This is a genomic window from Cypionkella sp. (genome assembly GCF_028290025.1).
Classification (GTDB): domain Bacteria; phylum Pseudomonadota; class Alphaproteobacteria; order Rhodobacterales; family Rhodobacteraceae; genus Cypionkella.
In genome coordinates, this window is sequence record NZ_JAQGKQ010000092.1 from 15768 (window position 1) to 35302 (window position 19535).

21 protein-coding genes are annotated in these 19535 nt (G+C 60.3%); 5 read left to right on the forward strand and 16 right to left on the reverse strand.

What is annotated here, in order from left to right; genetic code table 11:
• Positions 1-15 precede the first annotated feature (15 nt).
• A complete protein-coding gene (locus tag JWS10_RS16180) occupies positions 16-153 on the forward strand; it encodes a hypothetical protein (RefSeq protein ID WP_299508875.1) in 138 nt (45 codons plus the stop codon).
• Positions 154-164: 11 nt separating this feature from the next.
• Here the strand turns inward: JWS10_RS16180 and JWS10_RS16185 are convergent, their stop codons facing one another.
• The 6 genes from JWS10_RS16185 to ccmA are packed head-to-tail and all read right to left on the reverse strand — an operon-like array spanning position 165 to position 3300.
• Positions 165-560, reverse strand: coding sequence for a hypothetical protein (locus tag JWS10_RS16185; RefSeq protein WP_299508876.1), 396 nt, complete (start codon positions 558-560; stop codon positions 165-167).
• Positions 557-1090, reverse strand: coding sequence for a DsbE family thiol:disulfide interchange protein (locus tag JWS10_RS16190; protein ID WP_299508877.1), 534 nt, complete (start codon positions 1088-1090; stop codon positions 557-559). Before JWS10_RS16190 ends, JWS10_RS16185 begins: the two co-directional genes overlap by 4 nt.
• Positions 1083-1256: a heme exporter protein CcmD gene (gene ccmD / locus JWS10_RS16195; protein WP_299508878.1), complete on the reverse strand. Its 174-nt coding sequence runs from the start codon at positions 1254-1256 to the stop codon at positions 1083-1085. Before ccmD ends, JWS10_RS16190 begins: the two co-directional genes overlap by 8 nt.
• Positions 1253-1981, reverse strand: a complete 729-nt coding sequence (locus JWS10_RS16200; RefSeq protein ID WP_299508930.1) for a heme ABC transporter permease — start codon at positions 1979-1981, stop codon at positions 1253-1255. The genes ccmD and JWS10_RS16200 overlap by 4 nt, the downstream gene beginning before the upstream one ends.
• Before the next feature lie 39 nt (positions 1982-2020).
• Positions 2021-2677 carry a heme exporter protein CcmB gene (gene ccmB / locus JWS10_RS16205; protein WP_299508879.1) on the reverse strand — a complete coding sequence of 219 codons (657 nt, stop codon included), beginning with the start codon at positions 2675-2677 and terminating at the stop codon, positions 2021-2023.
• Positions 2674-3300, reverse strand: a complete 627-nt coding sequence (ccmA, locus tag JWS10_RS16210) for a heme ABC exporter ATP-binding protein CcmA (RefSeq protein WP_299508880.1) — start codon at positions 3298-3300, stop codon at positions 2674-2676. Before ccmA ends, ccmB begins: the two co-directional genes overlap by 4 nt.
• Before the next feature lie 100 nt (positions 3301-3400).
• On the opposite strand from ccmA, the gene JWS10_RS16215 reads away from it, so the two are divergent.
• Positions 3401-4393: an aldo/keto reductase gene (locus JWS10_RS16215; protein WP_299508881.1), complete on the forward strand. Its 993-nt coding sequence runs from the start codon at positions 3401-3403 to the stop codon at positions 4391-4393.
• A 1-nt stretch (position 4394) separates the two neighbouring features.
• Here JWS10_RS16215 and JWS10_RS16220 read toward each other — a convergent pair whose 3' ends face one another.
• From JWS10_RS16220 to JWS10_RS16240, 5 genes are all read right to left on the reverse strand, one after another.
• The gene (locus JWS10_RS16220; RefSeq protein ID WP_299508882.1) at positions 4395-4748 is read right to left on the reverse strand and encodes an Mth938-like domain-containing protein; all 354 of its coding nucleotides are present in this window, start codon (positions 4746-4748) and stop codon (positions 4395-4397) included.
• A 57-nt stretch (positions 4749-4805) separates the two neighbouring features.
• Positions 4806-5783, reverse strand: coding sequence for a protein translocase subunit SecF (gene secF / locus JWS10_RS16225; protein ID WP_299508883.1), 978 nt, complete (start codon positions 5781-5783; stop codon positions 4806-4808).
• A gap of 11 nt (positions 5784-5794) precedes the next feature.
• Positions 5795-7462, reverse strand: a complete 1668-nt coding sequence (gene secD / locus JWS10_RS16230; RefSeq protein WP_299508884.1) for a protein translocase subunit SecD — start codon at positions 7460-7462, stop codon at positions 5795-5797.
• 52 nt (positions 7463-7514) lie between these two features.
• Positions 7515-7847 (reverse strand): preprotein translocase subunit YajC, encoded by a 333-nt coding sequence (yajC, locus tag JWS10_RS16235; protein ID WP_299508885.1) that lies wholly within the window; start codon positions 7845-7847, stop codon positions 7515-7517.
• Positions 7848-8072: 225 nt separating this feature from the next.
• Positions 8073-8993 carry an acyltransferase family protein gene (locus JWS10_RS16240; RefSeq protein ID WP_299508886.1) on the reverse strand — a complete coding sequence of 307 codons (921 nt, stop codon included), beginning with the start codon at positions 8991-8993 and terminating at the stop codon, positions 8073-8075.
• 284 nt (positions 8994-9277) lie between these two features.
• Between JWS10_RS16240 and serS the strand changes: the two genes are divergently transcribed.
• Together serS and JWS10_RS16250 are read left to right on the forward strand one after the other, a co-directional pair.
• Positions 9278-10567 (forward strand): serine--tRNA ligase, encoded by a 1290-nt coding sequence (gene serS, locus JWS10_RS16245; RefSeq protein ID WP_299508887.1) that lies wholly within the window; start codon positions 9278-9280, stop codon positions 10565-10567.
• Positions 10568-10598: 31 nt separating this feature from the next.
• Entirely contained in the window at positions 10599-11315 is a 717-nt protein-coding gene (locus JWS10_RS16250) for a tryptophan-rich sensory protein (protein ID WP_299508888.1), read from the forward strand.
• A 142-nt stretch (positions 11316-11457) separates the two neighbouring features.
• Here JWS10_RS16250 and der read toward each other — a convergent pair whose 3' ends face one another.
• From der to JWS10_RS16275, 5 genes are all read right to left on the reverse strand, one after another.
• Positions 11458-12927, reverse strand: coding sequence for a ribosome biogenesis GTPase Der (der, locus tag JWS10_RS16255; RefSeq protein WP_299508889.1), 1470 nt, complete (start codon positions 12925-12927; stop codon positions 11458-11460).
• A 48-nt stretch (positions 12928-12975) separates the two neighbouring features.
• Positions 12976-14379, reverse strand: coding sequence for a PQQ-binding-like beta-propeller repeat protein (locus JWS10_RS16260; protein ID WP_299508890.1), 1404 nt, complete (start codon positions 14377-14379; stop codon positions 12976-12978).
• 9 nt (positions 14380-14388) lie between these two features.
• A complete protein-coding gene (locus JWS10_RS16265) occupies positions 14389-15081 on the reverse strand; it encodes a hypothetical protein (RefSeq protein WP_299479925.1) in 693 nt (230 codons plus the stop codon).
• 178 nt (positions 15082-15259) lie between these two features.
• Positions 15260-17098: an ABC transporter ATP-binding protein/permease gene (locus tag JWS10_RS16270; protein WP_299508891.1), complete on the reverse strand. Its 1839-nt coding sequence runs from the start codon at positions 17096-17098 to the stop codon at positions 15260-15262.
• A 305-nt stretch (positions 17099-17403) separates the two neighbouring features.
• On the reverse strand, positions 17404-18873 hold the full coding sequence (locus JWS10_RS16275; protein WP_299508892.1) for a LysM peptidoglycan-binding domain-containing protein: 1470 nt from the start codon (positions 18871-18873) through the stop codon (positions 17404-17406).
• Between the two features lie 97 nt (positions 18874-18970).
• Between JWS10_RS16275 and JWS10_RS16280 the strand changes: the two genes are divergently transcribed.
• Positions 18971-19534 (forward strand): TIGR00730 family Rossman fold protein, encoded by a 564-nt coding sequence (locus tag JWS10_RS16280; RefSeq protein ID WP_299480362.1) that lies wholly within the window; start codon positions 18971-18973, stop codon positions 19532-19534.
• The last annotated feature ends 1 nt before the right edge of the window (position 19535 follow it).

The window sequence follows — 19535 nt, forward strand, 5'->3', positions numbered from 1 at the left end:
CATAAGGTGTTTTCAATGCCACAACGCTTTGCGCCGCTTGCGCCACCAAAACCTCGTCCTGCAGCGGTTTCCGCTCAGTTCATCCAAGCCCTGCCGATGGGTGAGCTATGTATTCTCGCACTGGTCGCGATGGTCGTGTTTGGGTTGATCTGATCTGTCTGCGATCAGCCGCTGCAGGCAATCGCACTCGTAGACAATGGCCACAGCGTGAACGCCCCGCCATCTTCAGCACGGCACGTCAAAATCGGGCGATTGTAGCCGTTGTTGTAGAACAGACACTCCACCACCACACCCGCTTGGCTGCCGGTCATAAGATTGACGATCTCAAACGCCGGGCCAAAGCTCATGCGCACCGGCACACCTGAACAAGCCGCAATCACCACGCCCTGCCCGTCCGCCGCAATCGTCACACGGTCATTTTGCAGCGCCGCAGCGCCGCCAGTGCGACCGACCCGCTCATAACTTCCGGCAAAATAAGACGGCCCGGGCGTGCCGGGTTTGGCCAACACGGGTCCGGCCAGCAAGCTCAAACCTATAAGCCATCCCAATTGTAGCTTCATTCTGCCAAAGCCTTTTCCAATTCTGGCCGGAAGCGTTGCAAATAATCATCCCCCACCATCGGCCCGATAAACTTGTAAGCAACCGAGCCATCACCGCGCAAAATGAACGTCTCGGGCGGCGCCGTCACCCCCCAATCCAGCCGCGTCTTGCCCTTCGGATCAAACGCAATCGCCGCAAACGGGTTGCCATCATCCGCCAAAAACGCCGCCGCATCATCGGCACGGTCCATCATATTGACACCCACCACATGAATACCCTCGGCCGCGAGCGCCTTCAACGTGCCATTCTCAGCCCGACACGGCGGACACCAACTCGCCCAGAAATTCACCACCGTCACCTTGCCGTCGCGCAGATCAGCGTCGGTCAGCGCCGGAAACCCCGGCAACACCCCCGCGTTCAAAGCCGGAGCCTGCTTGTTGATGAACACCGACGGCAGGTTCTCTGGGTCACTCCGCTGCATCCCCACATAAAACATTACCGCCAGCCCCGCGAACAACAGCGGCGGCAGATACATCAACCACTTACCCATTCGACTTCTCCACCTTAGCCGCATCTGCCCGCGCTTCAACCTCAGCCAATGCCCGCTTCACCCGCGCCGATTTCCATAACGACAGCGCCACCAGCACCACGATCAACGCAATCGACGCCGCATAAGACCCGATCACCGCCACCGCATATTTACCAAGTTCCATCATGCCAACCGCTCCCGCGCCAGCAGCGCCGCCACCCGCCGCGCCCTGATTTCCGTCCGCGTCCGCAGCAAAACCAGCGTCACGAACAACAGCACAAACCCCGCGATGCAGACATAGAGCGGTGAGGAATAAACGTCCGCCACATGCTCCTCGCGGTCCAGCGACAGGCTCGCGCCCTGATGCAGCCCTTGGTTCCAAAACAGCACCGCATAGCGCGACAGAAACGCGAACACCGACCCCACGATGCAAAGCACGCTCGTCAGATCAGCCGCCGTATCGGGGTCTTCGACAGCCTCCCACAGCGCGATATAACCCAAATAAAACAACGCCAAAATCAAAAACGAAGTCAGCCGAGGATCCCACGCCCACCAAGTCCCCCACATCGGCTGCCCCCAGATCGCCCCGGTCACCAGCCCAATCAGTGTGAACGTCAACCCCACCGGAGCCGCCGCTTTTGCCGACAAAGCCGAGACGTGATGCCGCCGGATCAGCCAGATCAGCGACGCCACCAGCATCATCATCCAAGCCGAAATCGCCATCATCGCCGCTGGCACATGCAGGTAAATGATCTTCACCGTAGAGCCAAACTTATCCGCATCCGGCGTGAAAAACACCCCCCAGACCAGCCCTGTTACCAGACAAATCAGCGCCGCCCCAGTCACCCACGGCAACAGCGCACCCGACGCCTGCATGAACCGCTTCGGGTTCGCATATTCCCAGATCGACATTGTCATCCCCATCTCAGCACCCGTCTTAGCACGTCAAACTCAGCGCAGGTTGACGCGGATTGCCGCAGCCGAGGCGAACGGCAGCAGCGCCACCGCCCCCGCCGTAATCGCCGCCAGCAGTGCCAAGGGCGTGCCTACCGCCAAACCCGCCCCGCCGCGCTTCACAACTTCGGCACCAAAAATCAACGTCGGCATGTACAAAGGCAGCACCAGCAGGCTCATCAACAGCCCGCCGCGCTTCACCCCCACCGTCAGCGCCGCGCCAAACGCCCCGATCACCGACAGCGCAGGCGTCCCCAGCGCCAAACTCAACACCAGCCAGCGATACCCCGCCGCATCCAAGTTCAACAGCAGCCCCAGCACCGGTGAGGCCAGCACCAGCGGCAGCCCGGTCACCAGCCAATGCGCCAGCGATTTCACCGCCACCACAGCCTCCAATGGCATCGGCGAGGTCGCAAGCAAGTCCAGCGAGCCATCCTCATAATCCAGCGCGAAAATCCGGTCGAGCGACAGCAAACATGCCAGCAGCGCGCCGACCCACAAAATCCCCGGCGCAATCCGCGCTAAAACCACAGGCTCCGGCCCCACCCCCAGCGGCACGATCACCGCCACCAGCAGGAAAAATGCCAGCCCGAGGCCAAAGCCGCCGCCCGCCCGCACCGCCAGCCGCAAATCCCGGATCAACAAAGCGATCATTCAAACGCCTCGTCAAACGCACCCATACGCCCGCCAGCCGCAGGGCTACGGGCTTTGAACGGTGTCAAATCCAGCACCTCGGCCTCTATCCCGAGATCAATGTGGCTGGCAATCAGCGCCGAGCCGCCACCCTCCAGATGCCGCGCCACCACTCTTGCGAACAACGCCACCGAGCCCGCATCCAGCGATACCGTCGGCTCGTCCATCAACCAAATCCTCCGCCCCGTCACCAGCAACCGCGCCAACCCCAACCGCCGCTTTTGCCCCGCCGACAGATGCGCCGCCCGCCTATCCGCCAGCGCCAGCAAATCCATCGCTTCCAGTGCCGCCGCCACCGATCCAGTGCCATGCGCCGCCGCCCAAAATGCGAGATTCTCGGCTACCGTCAGCACCGCTTTTATCCCATCAGCATGGGCGGCATAGGCCACTGCCTCCGGCGCTACCGTCACAGACCCCGCCAACGCGGGCTGCAACCCCGCCAAGCAGCGCAGCAACGTGGTTTTACCCACGCCATTTGGCCCGCGCAGCACCAAAGCGCGCCCCGGCAACAGCCGAAACGACACGCCTTCCAGCACAGCCAACCCACTCCGGGCCACCGCAAGATCGCTTACATGCAAAGCCATGCCCAACCCCTAACGCATCGTGCACGTTGCGAAAAGGCCCTGTGACAGCATGGTCTTTCGCCGCCTCAACGCTATAGTCCCCACCGAACAGGAGGCTCCCATGACCCTAACCACCACCACATTTGGCCGCACCGGCAAAACCACCACACGGCTCGGCTTCGGCGCTTGGGCCATCGGCGGCACTTGGGGCGAGGTTTCGCTCACCGACGCCAAAGCCGCCCTGCACGCCAGCCTTGATGCGGGCGTCACTTTCATCGACACCGCCGATGTTTACGGCGATGGCCGCTCCGAGCGCATCATCCGCGAAGTTTTAGCCGAACGCACAGGCGAGCGCCCCTTCGTCGCCACCAAAGCCGGACGCCGCTTAGACCCGCACACCGCCGAAGCCTACACCGGTCCGGCGATTGAGGCTTTCATCGACCGCAGCTTGCAAAACCTAGGGCTGGATTGCCTCGACCTCGTGCAACTGCACTGCCCACCGACCGCGGTTTATTCCAACCCGGCGATGTTCGAAGCCCTTGATGCGATCAAAGCCAAAGGCAAAATCGCGGCCTATGGTGTCTCGGTCGAAACCATTGACGAGGCTATGACGGCGATCAAAAACCCCGGCGTGGTGTCCGTGCAGATCATCTACAACCTGTTCCGCCAACGCCCCGCCGAGCAATTCTTCAAAGCCGCCAAAGCGCAAAACGTCGCAGTGATCGTGCGGGTGCCGCTGGCTTCTGGCTTGCTTACCGGCAAAATGAACGCGCAAAGCCAATTTGCCGCCGACGATCACCGCAGCTTTAACCGCGAAGGCGCTGCGTTCGACAAGGGTGAAACCTTCTCGGGCGTGCCCTACGACATCGCGCTGCAAGCTGTCGAAGAACTCCGCCCGTTGGTGCCGCAAGGTGCGGCGATGGCCGAGTTTGCGCTGCGCTGGATTTTGATGGAAGACGCCGTAACCGTCGTAATCCCCGGCGCTAAATCTCCGGCGCAGGCGCAAGCCAATGCGAAAGCCGATGCTTTGCCGCCGCTGCCGCCCGCCACAATGGAAAAAGCCCGTGAGATTTACACGCGCCTCATTGCCCCACAGGTTCACGCTTTGTGGTGATCTAAACCGGAAACAGGGCCGCTGCGATCCGGCGACCCTCGCCCAACAGCACGTTATAAGTCCGGCAGGCGGCGGGCGTGTTCATCGGCTCCACCCCAATGCCCTGCTCCTCCAGTGCTAGCCGAAAAGCTTTCGGAACAACGGAAACCTCCGCCCCCAGCCCCAGCAACAAAACGTCGATTTTGCCGACCAGTGACAGTGGTGCCGCCAAATCCTCAAAGCCGCCCCAAGCCCCGGCATCCCACGGCGTCACCAAATAGGTGCCACGCAACACATGGGTGCCGACCCGGAAAAACCCCGGCCCGTAGCTTTCAATCGCCAAAGCTGATCCGTAAGTGATCTCGGTCAGGCGCATCGCAACAGCCTTTCAACAAGGTGGCCAAACGTGCCGCCCTAAGGCGACACGCAACATTCAAGCGTCGATATTCGCGAACTCATGGTCCGACGGCTTGCCATTCTTCGGCTTTTCGCTGCGGTCGAGACCAATCATCAGCACGATGTTCTTGGCGACATAAACCGAGGAATACGTCCCCAGCAAAACCCCCATGAAGATCGCAAACGAGAAGCCCCTTATCACATCGCCGCCAAACACCATCATCGACCCCACCGCAATCAGCGTGGTGATCGAGGTCATCAGCGTCCGGCTTAAGGTTTCATTCACCGACAGGTTCATCACGTCCTTCAGCGGCATCGTCTTGTATTTAACCAAGTTCTCGCGCAATCGGTCAAACACCACCACGGTATCGTTGATCGAATAGCCCAAGATGGTCAGCAGTGCCGCCACGATGGTCAGATCGAACTTGATCTGAAACAGCGCGAAAATCCCCACCGTGATGAACACGTCATGCAGCAGTGCCAACACGCCACCCAAGGCAAACTGCCACTCAAACCGCATCCAGATATAGAGCATGATGCCAATGGAAGTCACCGTCATCGCCAAAATCGAGGTATAAACCAACTCGCCCGAAACCTTCGGCCCGACGGTTTCTTCCGAGACAAACTTGATCGCCGGGTCCAGCTTTACCAGCGCCGTCTTCACCGCCGTCAGCGCGTCCTCGCTCACCGCCTGATCCGCCTCCGCCGAAGATATCCGAATCATCGCCACATGCTGATCGGCGCGGAACGACGGATCGAACACTTCGGTAATCACCACATCGCCGACCGGCTGGCTCTCCACCGCCGCGCGGTAAGCCCCCACATCAATCGGCTGCGACGAATCGGTGCGCAACGTGGTGCCCCCCTTAAAGTCGATGCCGTAATTCAGCCCCTCGGTGCCCCAAAACACGAACGCCAGCAGCATCAGCAGCACAGAGCCGCCAAAGGTCAGCCATTGATGCCGGAAAAAGTCGAAGTTGGTCTTCTCGGGTGCAAGTCGCAAACGCCAAGCCATGAGGTATCTCCTTACACCACGATTTCGGTTGGCTTGCGCCAGTTGAACCACAATTCGATGATAAACCGCGTCACCCACAAAGCGGTGAACACCGAGGTGACAATCCCGATCCCCATCGTCACCGCAAAGCCACGCACCGGCCCGGCACCGAGGAAAAACAGCACGGCGGCGGTAATCATCGCCGTCAGGTTGGCATCGACAATCGCCGACATCGCCCGCTCATATCCGATCTCAATCGCCCGCGCCGTGGTTTTGTGGATGCGCAATTCCTCGCGGATACGCTCAAACACCAGCACGTTGGCATCCACCGCCATACCGATGGTCAGCACGATCCCGGCGATCCCCGGCAGCGTCAGCGTGCCGCCAATCGTCGATAGCACCGCGAAAATCATCACAATGTTGATCACCAGCGCGATATTGGCGAACAATCCGAACAACCCATAAGACGCGAGCATAAACAGCGACACCGCCACCATGCCGATAATCACCGCCACTTTACCCGCATCAATGCTGTCTTGGCCCAATTCTGGCCCGATGGTGCGCTCTTCCAGGAAGTTCATCTTAGCAGGCAACGCCCCTGCCCGCAAAAGCACCGCCAAATTGGTCGATTCTTCCAGCGTGAAATTGCCGGTGATAATCCCCGAACCGCCCTGAATGGCGCTTTGGATTGTCGGCGCCGAGATCACCTTGTCATCCAGCACAATCGCAAACGGCTGACCGATATTGGCCGAGGTATATTCGCCAAACTTCCGCGCACCCGAGACGTTGAACTTGAAGCTCACCGCTGGTCGCGAGTTTTGGTCGAACGACGGCTGCGCATCGGTCAATTCCTCGCCCGAAACCACCGGCTCATCGGCGACAATGTAATACACGTCCTTCTCATCCGACGAGGCCAGCAGCGAATTGCGTGGCCCCGGATCGGCGGCAGGATTGGTCGTCCGCCCCACCACAGTGTTAAACGTCAGCTTCGCCGTGGTGCCGATAATAGCCTTCAATTCCGCAGCCGAGCCCAAACCCGGCACCTGAATCAAAATCCGATCCGAGCCCTGCCGCTGAATGGTGGGCTCGCGCGTGCCGACCGCATCCACCCTGCGGCGAATGATCTCAAGGCTTTGCTGCATGGTGCGGGTATCCGTCGCCACCCGCTCGGGTTCTGACAGTTGCACCACAATCTCTTGGCCTTCGGTGGTGACTTCCAGATCTTTCTGGCCCACCCCGGTCAAACTGACCACTGGAGACGCGAGTGCCTGCACCTTGGCCACCGCCACCGCCAGCCCGTCCGCATTGCCAACCGAGACCCGCAGCACGCCCGGCACCGAAGGCATCCGGCGCACCGAACCCACCTGATCGCGCACATCGCGCAACGCGTCGCGGACTTCCGGCCACAGGCTGTCGATGCGTTGGGCGTAAACATCCGCGACCTGAACCTCGGCCAACAAATGCGCACCACCGCGCAAATCAAGCCCTAGGTTCACCACCGCATTGGGCAGAAACTCCGGCCAGCGCGCGAGTTCCGCGGTTTGCTCGGGTGTGGCCATCCCCGCTGCGGCGTCAATCGCCTTGACCGCATCGTTATGCGCCTCAACATCAGAGTAGAACAGATTGGGAAGCGAGGCGGCAATGCCCCAAGCGCAAAGCGCGAGGATCAATAGGCGCTTCCACAGCGGCGAATAGAGCATGATATTTGTCTCGAGTTAAAAGCGGGCCACGCGTTAGCAGTCGAAGCGAACCTCAAACAGCTTTCGCGGGTTCGGTCTTGTTCATCACCTGCGCAATGGTGTGACGCGGCATTTTCACTTTGACGCCCTCGGCAATCTCGACCTCAAGAATGCCATCTTCGCCGACCTTGACCACTTTGCCGATGATGCCGCCTTGCGTCAGCACCTGATCGCCACGTCGCAAGCTTTCAACCATGCCTTTAAGGTCTTTCATCTTCTTTTGCTGCGGACGGATCAGCAGAAAATACATGATGGCAAAAATCAGCACCAAAGGCAGGAACGAGGCAAAAGCCGAGCCTGCACCAGCAGCACCAGTGGTTTGGGCGAAAACGGGGGTCACGAACATGGAAGTCCTCTCTTTAGGGGATTTCCCCTGATTTGTCGGCGGGCACCCTATCGCCGCTGCTGCGGATAGGCAAGCCAACGCCGACCTAAGCGCAGCACAGCCTACTTGCAGCCCCCGTCTTGAATATTCTCTAAACTTTACCTAAAATTTTTCATCTACTCCTAAATATCCCACGGGAGTTTGAGGGTGTGAAACCCTCAATCCGCCAGCGTCACCCGCGCTACATCACAAAAACCGATTGACCCCCGGCACCCGCTGCAACGCAGCCGTCAGCAGCCAAGCCAACCCAAACGCAAACAGCGCGGCAAAACTGCGATCAACCGTCTCAGAGAACAGCTTGAACGCCACCAGCATCGTGGCGGGGTGCAAGAGATAAATCCCGAACGCATAGCCAGCCAGCCAAGTGGGCCAGCTTGCCTTGATATTCACCCGCCAGATCAACTCAAAAATCACCGCCACCAGCAGCATTTGCAGCGAGGCGAAATCCGGCGCTTGCGAATACAGAACGGCGCTGACCACCGCCGCCGCAGCGATTACCGGCCAGACCAGCTGCATCCTTTTGGCCACCGCCAACACTGCGCCAAACCAGAACAAAGGCAGCGAGAAAAACCATTGCGGCAACGGCTGCGGAAAGGTGTAAGGATTGATGAACCATGCCGCAGGGGCCAATTTTGCGTGCAACAGCCCAAGCGGCACCGAGACCAGCACCAGCAGCACCGCCGCGACATACATCCGTGCAGGCCGGTCAATAAAGCGCGACACCCACGGAATTGTGACCAGAAAAACCATCACGAACGGCAAAAACCACAGATGGATCGACGGCCCGATCAGCAGCGTCCACGGGTCCGTTAGCAGATGGAACGGCTCATCCGACACCACTTGATAGACCACCCAGTAAAACGCGCACCAAAACAGCCACGGCAACGCAATCCGCTGCGCCCGCGACAACCAAAACCGCTTGCCATCAGAGCGCTCAAACGAGCCAATCGCCAGATACGATGTCAGCACCAAAAACAGCGCCAGTGCCGTATAGCCAACATCGGCATAGGGCGCGCGCGCATGGTCCCACACAATGCCAAAAGCCGCGACAAACCGCGCAAGGTCCACCGATCGCCTGTAGCCCGCCTTCACTTCACTCGCAGCCACCTGATCCCTCATCCTTGCCGGTTGGGCTTAGTGCATTCCGCCGGTAGCGCCTAGGGCTTGTTGTGGCAACTATGCGTTCACGAACCAAGCCTAACCACACCGGCACGAAACAAGGCGATTTATCTGGGTCCGAGCGGCGCAAATTCGTTAACAAGTCCTCAACACCGTCCGCAAGCCTTTGAGATTACACGTCTCCAACCCCCGTCCACACGCGGACAAGCCTCCCTTCCCCTTCGCGACCAAATCGGGCATAACTCGGCCATTCTGATAGCAAGAGGCCAGCCATGCACGATATCCGCGCCATCCGCGAGAACCCAAGCGCCTTTGAAGCGGCCCTCGCACGCCGTGGCCTTACCGGCATCTCAACAGAAATCCTCACCCTCGACAGCGCGCGGCGCGCCAAAATCCTCGCGTCCGAAACCGCCACCGCCGCGCAAAACGCTGCCTCGAAAGAAGCAGGCGCTGCCAAAGCCCGCGGCGATGATGCCGAGTTTAACCGCCTGCGCGGCCTCGTCGCCGAGAAGAAATCCGAAACCGCCGCGATGACGCTGGAGGCCGATCAACTCGACCGCCAACTCCGCGACCTTCTGCTGACCATCCCGAACCTGCCCCTAGATGAAGTCCCCGATGGCCCCGACGAATCCGGCAACGTAGAAATCCGCCGCTGGGGCAGCCCGCGCAATTTCGACTTCATCCCACGCGAACACTTCGAGATCGCAGGCGTCAAACCCGGCATGGATTTCGAGACCGCTGCCAAACTCTCCGGCGCTCGCTTCGTCGTCCTGAAAGGCGCCGTGATACGAGTCCACCGCGCCCTGGCCCAGTTCATGCTCGACACCCATATCGAGGAACACGGCCTGCTTGAAACTTGGACGCCCGTTCTCGTCAAAGAAGACGCGATGTACGGCACCAACCAGCTGCCAAAATTCGCTGAAGACAGCTACCAGACCACAAACGGCTGGTGGCTGATCCCAACCTCGGAAGTCACCCTGACCAACACCGTCGCGGGCGATCTGCTGGATGAATCCGCCCTGCCGATCCGCATGACCGCCCATACCCAATGTTTCCGCTCCGAAGCAGGTTCTGCCGGCAAGGATACCAGCGGGATGCTACGCCAGCACCAGTTTGAGAAGGTTGAGATGGTCACCATCTGCACCCCAGACGCAGCCCTCGCCGAGCATGAACGCATGACCAACTGCGCCCAAGCCATCCTTGAGAAACTTGAAATCCCCTACCGCACCATCGTGCTCTGCACCGGCGATATGGGCTTTGGCAGCCAAAAAACCCACGACTTAGAAGCCTGGCTGCCCGGCCAAAACAAATACCGCGAAATCAGTTCGGTTTCCACCTGCGGCCAATTCCAAGGCCGCCGGATGAACGCCCGCTTCAAGGTGCCCGGTGGCAAGCCGGAGTTTGTCGCCACCCTAAACGGGTCCGGCCTCGCCGTGGGCCGCTGCCTGATCGCGGTGTTGGAGAACGGTCAGCAGGCGGATGGATCAGTGGAGTTACCAGCAGTTTTGCACCACTATCTTGGCGGGAAGACAAAAATAGCAGCATCGGGCGTTTTAGAATGAACTGAAAATCGGGGCGAGGCGTATCCCTACTATGAAACGCGTCATCCAGCCCGCCCTGCTTCTCGCCACGCTTGCTTTTGCGGTGGCACCTACCTTCACGCCGTCATTCCAAGGCTATGATCCGGCGAAGTTTCCGGTTCAGATTGAAAATCCGAGCGTGCAACCTGCGGGCTACGCCTTTGCGATCTGGGGGCTGATTTACCTGTGGCTGATCGCTCATGCCGCGTTCGGTCTGATCAAGCGCAGGGGTGTTCGCGCGTTCCTAAATCCCGCAGTGCCGCTGACACTTTCGGTGGTGTTGGGCACGGTCTGGCTGGCAATCGCTGCCGCCTCGCCGATCCCGGCGGCTGTGGCGATCATCGCAATGGCAGGCTTGGCGATCTATGCCTATGTCATCGCCGACCCCGTACAAGACCGCTGGCTGTTGTCCGCACCACTGGCGATTTACGCGGGCTGGCTGACGGCGGCCTCGGCTGTGTCAACTGGCGTTATCTTGGCAGGCTATGGCATTTTGCCAGACGCCACCGCGGCGCTGACAATGTTGGCGACTGTGCTGATCATCGCCGTTACCATCCAGAATATGCGCCCAAACCTGCCGATCTACGGCGCGACGATTGTCTGGGCGATCATCGGGATTGTCGTAGAAAACTGGGGCGTGAACCCAACTGTCGCCTACGCAGCGCTTGCCGGAGCAACGATCATGGCGCTGGTTACACTCGCTCAACTGCGTCGGCCAATGGCCAAATGACGCAATCATATTCCCCGCGGGGATAGACTTGTGTTTTTGAGCGAACTGGAGAGGTTTTCCACTACCTAGCGTAAGACCACCAAAAACACCAAAGCCGCTGGCCCTTATCGGAGCAGCGGCTTTTCTGATCTTCGCAGCAAAACTACTGCCCGGTGTTCTTGTCCTTGTGCTTCCGCAAGCGACTTGGCGTGTGGAACTTCGGATTGCGGAACGGGTTTTTATCCGCCTGCGACCGAAAGGTGATCCTGATCGGCGTTCCCGGCATCGCGAAATGCTCGCGCAAGCCGTTGACCAAATAACGGCGATAGCTGTCGGCCAGATCATCCGGGTGGCTGCACATCACGATGAATCCCGGTGGGCGCTGCTTCACTTGCGTCATATAGCGCAGCTTGATGCGGCGGCCTTGCGGCGCGGGTGGCGGATGGGATTCGACCATCGCGCCGAGCCAAGTGTTCAAACGGTTGGTCGGAATACGTTTGTTCCATACCGCATGAGCGGCGAGAATAGCGTCGTGCAAACGGTCCAGACCCCGGCCGGTTTTGCCCGAAACGGTAATCATCGGCGCGCCGCGCAACTGCGGCAGCAGACGCTCAAACATCTCTTTCAGTTCGGCCAGCTTCTCCTGCTTTTCGTCCTCAAGATCCCATTTGTTCACCGCAATCACTACAGCACGGCCTTCGGTCTCGGCGAAGTCGGCGATGCGCAAGTCTTGCACTTCAAACGGAATATCAACGTCGAGCAACACCACGACGACCTCGGCAAAGCGCACCGCGCGGATACCATCCGACACCGACAGCTTTTCCAGCTTCTCGTTAATCCGCGCGCGTTTGCGCATCCCCGCGGTGTCGAATATCTTGATCGGAGTGCCCATCCAGTCGGCCTTGACCGAGATCGCATCGCGGGTGATCCCCGGCTCCGGCCCGGTCAGCAGGCGATCATAGCCCAAAATCTTGTTGATCAGCGTTGATTTGCCAGCATTCGGGCGACCGATCACCGCGATCTGCAACGGTTTCTTCGCAGTCGGGCGGAAAGCCTCGATGTCTTCTTCCAGCTCAGCTTCTTCTTCTGACACATCAACTTCGGTGTCAGGCGTATTCTCGGCCTCACGTTCAGCGAATTCACCCTGAAGCGGCAGCAGCATACGGTAAAGATCGTCCATACCCTCGCCGTGCTCAGCAGAAATCCGCAAAGGCTCGCCCAGACCCAAAGCCCAGCCCTCAATAGCCCCAGCATCGCCGGCGCTACCTTCCGACTTGTTCACCGCCAAGATCACCCGCGCGCCTTTTTTGCGCAGGATGTCGGCGAAAATTTCATCCGAAGGCGTCACGCCCATACGGCCATCAATCACGAACAAGCTGACATCGGCCATATCCACCGCACGCTCGGTTAACCGCCGCATCCGCCCTTGCAAAGAATCGTCGGTGATTTCTTCCAAGCCCGCCGTGTCGATCACGGTAAAGCGCAGGTCTAAAAGCTTGGCGTCACCCTCACGCAAATCGCGCGTCACACCGGGTTGGTCATCGACCAACGCCAGTTTGCGCCCGACAAGGCGGTTAAAAAGTGTCGATTTGCCCACATTGGGGCGACCGACGATGGCAAGGGTAAAGCTCATTTCAGGCGTCCGGCTATAACTAAGCTGCTCCCATACACGGGAGCGCGCTTAACGGAAAGCGTGAAGTTGGCCGTTTCCACCCACCACGAACAGCAATCCTTGCGCCAAAGCCGGGGCAGAGGCGGCACCGCCGGGTATCTCGACGCTGTAAACCATGTTGCCATTGGTCGGATCAAAGCCGCGCAAGCTGCCATCGGACGATGCCACCACAATCCGCCCACCCGCCAGCACTGGCCCGTAATGCGCGTAGATCGCTTGGCGCTTCTTCGGCTTGGCCTTGACGTAATATGGCATCTCAACCGACCAGATCACCTGACCGGTGGCGGCATCAAGCCGCACCAAACGCGCCTCATCATTGACCACAAACACCGAACCACCAGCCACCAGCGGCGGATTCAACGCGCCCTCGTTAGCCGTCCAAATCCGCGCGCCCGTGGTCATATCAATCGCCACCGTGCGGCCAGCCGCCGTACCAAGATAAACCGTGTTGCCGACGATGACCGGATCACCCGTCACATCGCCCATAGCGGCATAACTGCGCCCCAACCGTTGCCCAGAGACGCCTGCGTTCCACACCGGATCGCCCGAAGCCGCCTGCACTGCCGAGATTTGGCCGCTGGCAAATGGCAACACCGCTTCATTGTCGCCCAAGCCAACCGAGGCCGAGCCGACCATACCGCTGGCATTCGGCGCACCCGGCTGTTGCCAGACCTGACGCCCGGTATCGGCGGATACCGCTAAAGCCGAGCCATCGCGGCCGATCGCATAAACCACATTGCCTGAAACGGTGGGTGCGCCGGTCAGCGGGCTGTCAAAGCGTTGCCGCCACGCAATGCCGCCAGTGCTGGCATCCAGTGCCACCAACTCGCCGTAGCCCGAGGTCGCATAAACCCGGTTGCCCTGTGCGGCCAAACCGCCGCCAACCACGGAACTGCCCTCACCCGACTCGGGCGCGATACTGGCGGTCCACAGCGGCGCACCGCCCGTCGAGACAGCCGACACCCGCTCTGCCGCGTCCATTGTGAAGACCCGACCGCCAGACACCACTGGCGAGGCTGCGATACGCGCGCGTTTGCTGTCGCCTGCGCCAATGTTGACGCTGAACACCCGTGCCGGATTGGCCGACAACGCGCCGTTGCCGGACGCATGACGGGCATTGCCACCGCGATGGCTCCATTCCGCGTTGGCCGAAGCCGCGGGCAGCGAGATCGGCACCGAGAAATTCGCAGGCCGATCCGAGGGCGCTACCGGCGCAGCCTGCCCTTCAACCGCAATTGAATCCTCAAGCGGCGTGCGCACCGGGAAGCGTTCCCCTTGCAGGATCACGTCTTTTTCGCATCCCGCCAGCCCGATGCACAGCATCAGCCCCGCCATCCCGATCTTGCCGCTGTTCATCACGCCCGAGGCTCCCACATTCTTCACAGTCTTGCCGCAGGTGCTTGCGCACCCCATCAGGCCGCCTTAACCCGCATCCACGCCGAGGTCAGCCGCAGCACCCGCCGCAGGCACGGTTTCGGGCGGAGTGCCGCCCAAAGCCGTAATCATCTGTCCAGCGCGCTGCCGCATACCTTGCGGTGCATCCTGATCCTGCATCAGCGCGGCCAGTGCTGCAATCGCCTCGTCAGTCTTGCCGTCTTCAACCAGCAGATACGCCAACTGCTCGGCGGCCAAAGTCCGAAACGCCCGCCCCGGCACCGCAATCGACTCGAGCGCCGCGCGACGGTCTGCAATGGGTTGATCTTTGCCGACCAGCATCACCCGGCGCAAGGTCGCGAGATCGCGGTAAATCTGCGGCTGCGCCTGATCAGCGATCAGCACATCCAAAGCCTTCAACGCCGCCGCCTTGTCGCTGCCCGCATCAGTCGCCAGCATCAACTGCTTCAGCGCCACCTGACCTTCATCCGCAGGCACGCTTGCGATCGCTTCGGCGCGATCTTCCGGCGCGCCGAGGTCAACCGCATCCAGCATCGCATCGCCGAAGCTTTGCGCGCGCGCCGCTTCACGTGCCTTGCTCCACTCGGTATAGGCCGCACCGCCCACCACGCCGATCACCAGCAGCCCGCCGATCCAGCCATATTTGCGGAACATCGCAAACAGACGGTCGCGGCGCACCTCGTCGGTGACCTCACTGATAAAGCTGTCCGGATTGCTCACGCTGGCCTCTCTTTCGTGCCCCACGCCCGCGCGCAAGGTTGCTGCCGCCTGTCTTACAGGCAAAGCCCGCAACTTGCCAAGCCCCGCGACCGCTTAACCCAAGCACTGACCGGCCAAATCGAAGCCGAGGCACTCGACACCTCTCCAAAGCCTACCCGAGAAACGGGCAGAGCCATACTCAAGCCGCCTCTGCCGCTTCTTCATCCGCCGATTGCCGCGCCCACATCGCGCTATATTTACCGTCACGCGCCAGCAGCTCGTCATGGGTGCCGCGTTCCGTCACGACGCCGTCCTCCAGCACCAGAATGCAGTCAGCATCGGCAATGGTCGAAAGCCTGTGCGCAATGGTAATGACCGAGCGGCCCTGCCCCATCTCACGCAGGCTTTCCTGAATGCTCATCTCGGTCTGTGTGTCCAAAGCCGAAGTCGCCTCGTCCAGCACCAAGATCGGCGGGTTTTTCAACAACGTCCGCGCAATCCCGACCCGCTGCTTCTCGCCACCCGACAGTTTCAAGCCACGCTCGCCCACCGTGGTCGCATAGCCATCCGGCAGTGACATGATGAAATCGTGGATCTTCGCCGCCTTCGCAGCTGCAACAATCTCGGCCTCAGTCGCACCCGCGCGGCCATAAGCGATATTGTAATGCACGGTATCATTGAACAAAACCGTGTCCTGCGGCACCACACCGATCAGCCCGTGCAGGCTCGTCTGCGTGATGTCGCGCAAGTCCTGCCCGTCAATCCGAATACTGCCGCCTGTCACATCATAAAACCGGAACAACAGCCGCCCGATGGTAGATTTCCCCGAGCCCGAAGGCCCGACCAACGCATACCTTTGCCCCGGTTTCAGCGTAAAACTGATCCCCTTCAGGATAGGCCGCGACGGATCATAGGCAAACCGCACATCGTCAAACACCACCTCGCCGCCCGTCACGCGCAACGCCGCAGCCCCCGCCTTATCAGTAACTTCCTCTGGCTGGCCGAGCAGATGAAACATCGCCGCCATATCAACCAAAGCCTGCCTGATCTCGCGGTAAACCGTGCCGAGAAACCCCAAAGGCATGGTGATCTGCACCATATAGGCGTTGACCATCACAAAATCCCCGACGGTAAACTGCCCGGCTTCCACGCCATAAGCGCTCATCACCATTACCAAAATGAGCCCGGTGGTGATGATAAAGCTTTGCCCCATATTCAGCACCGACAGACTTTGCCCGGTGCGCACCGCGAAGCCTTCATAACCCGCCATCGCCGCATCATAACGCGCCGCTTCCAAAGCCTCGGCGTTGAAATATTTCACGGTTTCAAAGTTGAGCAGGCTGTCAATCGCCTTCTGATTGGCGTCGGTATCCTGCTCGTTCATCTTACGGCGAATCTCGACCCGCCATTCGGTGACCATGAACGTGTAGGTGATATAGATCGCAATCGTCACCATCACGACCACAGCATACTGCCAGCCGAAATACAGCGCGAAGATGATGGACACCAACGACAATTCCAAAATCAGCGGCCCGATAGACAGCAACATGAAGCGCAACAGGAAATCGACGCCCTTCACCCCGCGCTCAATCACCCGGCTCAGACCCCCGGTTTTGCGCGTGATGTGGTAGCGCATCGACAACCGGTGAATATGCGTGAACGTCTCCAGCGCCAGCTTGCGCAACGCCCGTTGACCGACCCGCACGAACACCCAATCGCGAAACTCGCCAAACGCCACCGAGCCGAACCGCGCCAGCCCGTAAGCCACCGTCAGCCCAATCGCGCCAAGCCCGAGCACAGTCGCCGCATCCGGCGTGCGCCCAACCAAAGCATCCACCGCCTGCTTATACATGAACGGCATGGTGATAGAGATCAGCTTTGCCCCCAGCAGGAACAGCAAAGCCAGCACGACCCGCACCTTCACCGCAGTCTCACCCGCTGGCCAAAGATAAGGTGCCACCCGCTTCATCGTCGCCCAACCCCCGGCGTGGCCGTCGTTGTCTGCGGTCTTTGTGGCCTTGATCGTCGCCTTACGCATCTTCGCGTCCCTTGTCCCCAGATCAGCCAGATCGCCAACCCGCATTGTCGAAAGCCACTTATTCCCTACGCTCGGGTTGTTCAATGACATGGGGCAGGGAAACGTCAGCGAGCGACGGCCAACAAGACCAATCCAACCGGCGTCGCTCTCGCGCGTACCACCTGGGCCGATGCTGATCATTGGAAAATTGGCTGATGCGATTTCGCGATCAGACCGAACTCCAAGATAAGTCACTCCAGATGTGGCGTTTAATCGCCCGCGCCCGCACGCGAAAAACCACGTGCGCCCTGCGGATTCTGCCCTAACTACTCCGCCTTAGGTATCGTAAAGACTTGGCCCGGATAGATCAGATCGGCATCCTTTATCTTGTCGCGGTTGGCCTCGAACACCTGAACATACATCACGCCGTTACCAAAGTTTTGCTGCGCGATCCCCCACAGAGTGTAACCCGGCTGCACCGTGACCGTCACCAACGCAGCCTTCGCCACATCCGCGTCAGCCGCCTTTGGTGCAGCTTCGCTTACATCAGCGGCTGGTCCGATCATCGGCACCACATCTGTCGCAGCAATATCGGCCAAATCCATAGCGTCTGCCCCCGAAGCCTCAGCCTCCGCAGGCGCATCTCCAACAGCCGGAGCCACAGCGATCATCTCCGCAGGCTCGGCAGCCGCACCCGAGGCCGCAGCCAAAGCCTCCAACGTTTCGCGTTTGAACGGAGTTTCAAACCGTGAGGTCACGCTGCCGTCCGGTGCCAGTTGATCGACCCGCAACGTATAAATGCCCGCCGCCACATCCTGCAACGTCGCAGCCCAAGCCCCATCCGAGCCCGCCGCAACATCAGCCACCGCCGTGCCATCCAAATACACCCGTAGCGCTGCCAACCCTTGCGCACGTCCGCCCAACATCACCGCACCATCGGGCGCATAGCTGATCGTCTCAACCGCGACATTTGCTGCAACCTCGGCAGGCACATCGCCCGCAGGCTGCAAAACCTTCACCCCGTCAGGCGCAATCAGCACCGCCGCCGGAGCCTGCAACATATCCGCAGATCCAGTCGCAGAACCAAGCTCCGGCACGTCCGTCGGGGCCAGCGCCACAGTCTCAACCCCGTTTAGCGCAACGCCGTCTAGGCCAACGGCCTGCAACGACAACATGCGTGCCACCGGGCTGGGGCTCACCTCAAACAACGCGGCAAATTTGCCCTGCCCGTTCGCGACAGCCTTGGCGATCTCAACTCCGTCTACCTGCAACGACACCGCAGCCCCCGGAGCAGCCGCCCCCGCCACGGTCGCAGCCCCGTCAGGTGCCACCCGCACCACGTCAAAGCTCGGCGGCGCGGCTGCGTCAGTAACCGCATTCGGTGCTGCATTTTCAGCCGATACCGCATCAGACGGTGCCGCAGTCGGCGCATCGCTTGCAACCGCTTCAACAGGGGCTGCATCTGGCGCAGACGCATCGGCTGCATTCGTTTCCGCAAGCGCAGCCTCCGCCAGCGGTGCAGCCATTTCAGTTGCATCGGCCGCTCCCGCGTCGATGGGCGCTGCATCTTTTACAGCCGCCACAGGTGCATCGCCCTCAATCGCTTTTAGAGGCGCACTTTCAACCCCTGCGACCTTCGCAGCAGGCGCAACCACCGCAACCGGCTGCACGGCCTTTGGAACAGCATCTTCCGGACCCCGCGCGAAACCGAAGTATCCAGCCACGGCCACCACAGCCGCCCCCGCCGTCATAATCCCGATCCGCGCGCCCGCGCTCAACGCATTCCCGCCAGCCATCGCTTCCCCCCGCAAGTTCAAAGCCTGTTTTGCGGCCCTTCATTATTTACTATGGAACCTCTATATCAGGCGTCAACGCAACATTTTTCGGATAGATATGCCCATGGCCCGTGCGCTTCGTTCGATCTGTGTCTTCTGTGGCGCGCGACCCGGCCTCAATCCTGCCCATGTGACGGTCGCCCGCGCGCTCGGCACAGCCATCGCCGCCGAGGGATGGCGGTTGGTGTTTGGCGCAGGAGATGTCGGTTTGATGGGCGAAGTCGCCCGCGCCGCCCAGACCGCCGGAGCACCGACCTTCGGCGTGATCCCAACGCATCTGATGGGAGCAGAGCGTGGCAAACACGATCTGTCGCAACTGGTGATTACCGAAGACATGCACGAGCGCAAAAAGGTGATGTTCATCAACTCTGACGCCATCGTGGTGCTGCCCGGCGGTGCGGGTAGCTTGGATGAGTTTTTTGAGGTGCTGACTTGGGCGCAAATCGGGCTTCACCGCAAGCCGATCTACCTTTTAAACTCCGAGGGCTACTGGAACCCGCTGATCGCCCTGCTCGATCACATCGTGGCCGAGGGCTTTGCCGATCCATCGGTGAAAGGCTTTTTTACCGCAGTTCCCGACGTGCCTGCGCTGACAAACGCCTTGCGCACCGCACTATCCTAGC